The following is a 2,149-nucleotide window of genomic DNA, read 5'->3' as shown; positions in this document are numbered from 1 at the left end:
ACGATGCTGTGATAGAATTCGCTGCCGGTCATCGATCTCGGCGCAACCGCCTCGTGCATGACGCTGATCACGGTGACATCGGGGCAATTGTCCTTGATGGCCTGGTGGAAGGCGACCTTGCCATCGGGGTCGAGCGCGCCGGTCGCCTCGTCGAGGAACAGCAGCCCCGGCTGCTGCAGCACGATGCGAGCCACCACCAGCTTCTGCTTCTGGCCGCCCGACAGCACCTGGTCCCAGCTTTTGCCTTCGCGGCTTTCGTCGGCCATGTGCTCGATGAAGTCGCCGAGCCCGGCCTTGTGCAGCGCCGACGCCACCTGCGCGTCGCCATGGTCGTGCTCGGAGCCCGGCAGGCAGACCAGTTGCTTCAGCGACACGGGCTGCAGCTTGACCTCCTGGGCGGCATAGAAACTCTTCACGCCTTCGGGGAAGACGATGGTGCCGCGGCCATAGGGCCACAGGCCGTTGATCGCCTTGATCAGCGAGGTCTTGCCGCAGCCGGACTCGCCCTTCAGGAAAGTCCATTCGCCGCGCCGGAAGCGCAGATTGGCGGCGCTGAGGAAGGGCGTCGCATCCTCGCCTTGATGCGCCAGTTCGAGCTTCTGGATGGTCAAGCCGAAAACCGGGTTCTGGCTGGTGTAGTGGAAATCGGAGCGGCCGGTCTGGCTGTAGAATTCCTGCGGATGCTGGACATTCTCGATCGCGTTGGCCAGTTCGGTGACACGCTGGCTGTTGGCGCGCAACGTGGCGATGGCGGGCATGACGTGGATGAACCACGAACACTGGCCGATCAGAGAATTGACCAGCTCGGAGCCGGTTATATAGCCCTTCAGATCGAGGCGGTTGTGGATGAACGGCACGAGGCCCGGTCCATAGGCGACAATGCGCGCGCCGATGAAATTATAGATCAGCTCGAACGACATATAGACGGTGTTGACGATGTTCAGCCGCGTCCAGGTGCCGTCGATATCGACATAGAGCCGGCCATGCATGGTCCTTTGCACGCCTTCGCCCTGAGACGCCGCGACATGGAAGGAGCGGCGCAGGAACGTCGTCAGCTCGCCGCGATAGCTGCCTTCGGCCTTCTGCATCCTGACGTTGAGGCGCTCGAGCAGGCCGCCGAGCTTGACGGCGATCCATGTGTTCAGCGGCACATAGGTGGCGACGGCCAGGAAGGCGAGGATGGCGCTGCCATAGCTGCCGAGGAACTCCAGCCCCTTCACCTCGACGGAGTTTTCGAGCAGCTTCTGGCCGACGAAAAAGAGCGAGGTGGCGACGGCCAGTACGCCCATGGCGAGCCCGATGGCGCCCCCGGTCATGTCCTTGATGGATTCCTGGACACGCTGGTCGATGTTGTCGGGGGCCGGTGCGCCGCTGCCGGTCGATGCATGCTGGGCATGGAAATGCGTATGGTTGCCATCCAGCAGCGCTTCATTGAAGCGGCTGTCCAGCCAACCGCGCCATTTGCGGTGCAATGTCGCCGAGACAAGATTGCGGATGCCGGTGAAGCCAGCGTCCTTGAGTACGACCAGCAGCACGAGGACGCCGGCATTGACCAGCAGCGAGCGAAGCGGCGTGGTGTTGGCGGCGTCATGGAAGAAGGCGATCGAATTGACCAGTTCGCCGGAGGCTTCGGCGAACCAGACACCGGCCTTGCTAGACAGCGCGGTGAGCACCGCGATCACCAGCGTCAGCGTCCAGGCTTCCTTCCAGCGGTCGGAAACCCAGTAGGCCCGCATCAAGCCCCAGAAGCTGCGCATCGACGACACCGGCGTCAGAAGCGATCGCCCTGCGGCATCGCGAGGTGTTTTTTCCGGTACTGACTCTTGCGATGGTCTACCGACCCGAATCACGATCCCGCCCAAACCTTTTTTCTTTTGTTACGGATGGTAACACCAATTGATCATTTTCCATTAATTTAAAACCGGCCCGACCGGATTGCCCCGGCAGCCGTTGCCGTGAGGCAACAGATTACACGCTGAAATATAGCGACAACGGTCGGCAATAATCAAAATATCGATATTGATTTCAGATACTTGATCTTCAATAAAATGCCGTCGATGGAGCTTCCCCTGGGGAAGGCTTTCACACGGTTTCGTGAACTCGAAATCGTGTCGAGCGATCGGTTTTCTCACTGCGGACGGCCCAGAGA

At 60.8% G+C, this 2,149-nt stretch carries 2 protein-coding genes; both read right to left on the bottom strand.

The genetic code is table 11. From position 1 onward, the window contains the following. Positions 1-1,757: ABC transporter ATP-binding protein/permease (locus EN939_RS27490; protein WP_245473189.1), on the bottom strand; the 1,757-nt coding region annotated here is incomplete at its 3' end. A gap of 153 nt (positions 1,758-1,910) precedes the next feature. Then, on the bottom strand, positions 1,911-2,149 hold a 239-nt coding region (locus tag EN939_RS38650; RefSeq protein ID WP_206528351.1), incomplete at its 5' end, for a hypothetical protein.

The sequence above is a fragment of the Mesorhizobium sp. M7A.F.Ca.CA.002.05.1.1 genome (genome assembly GCF_003998335.1).
GTDB lineage: Bacteria > Pseudomonadota > Alphaproteobacteria > Rhizobiales > Rhizobiaceae > Mesorhizobium.
This window is presented reverse-complemented; position numbering and strand designations above follow the sequence as displayed.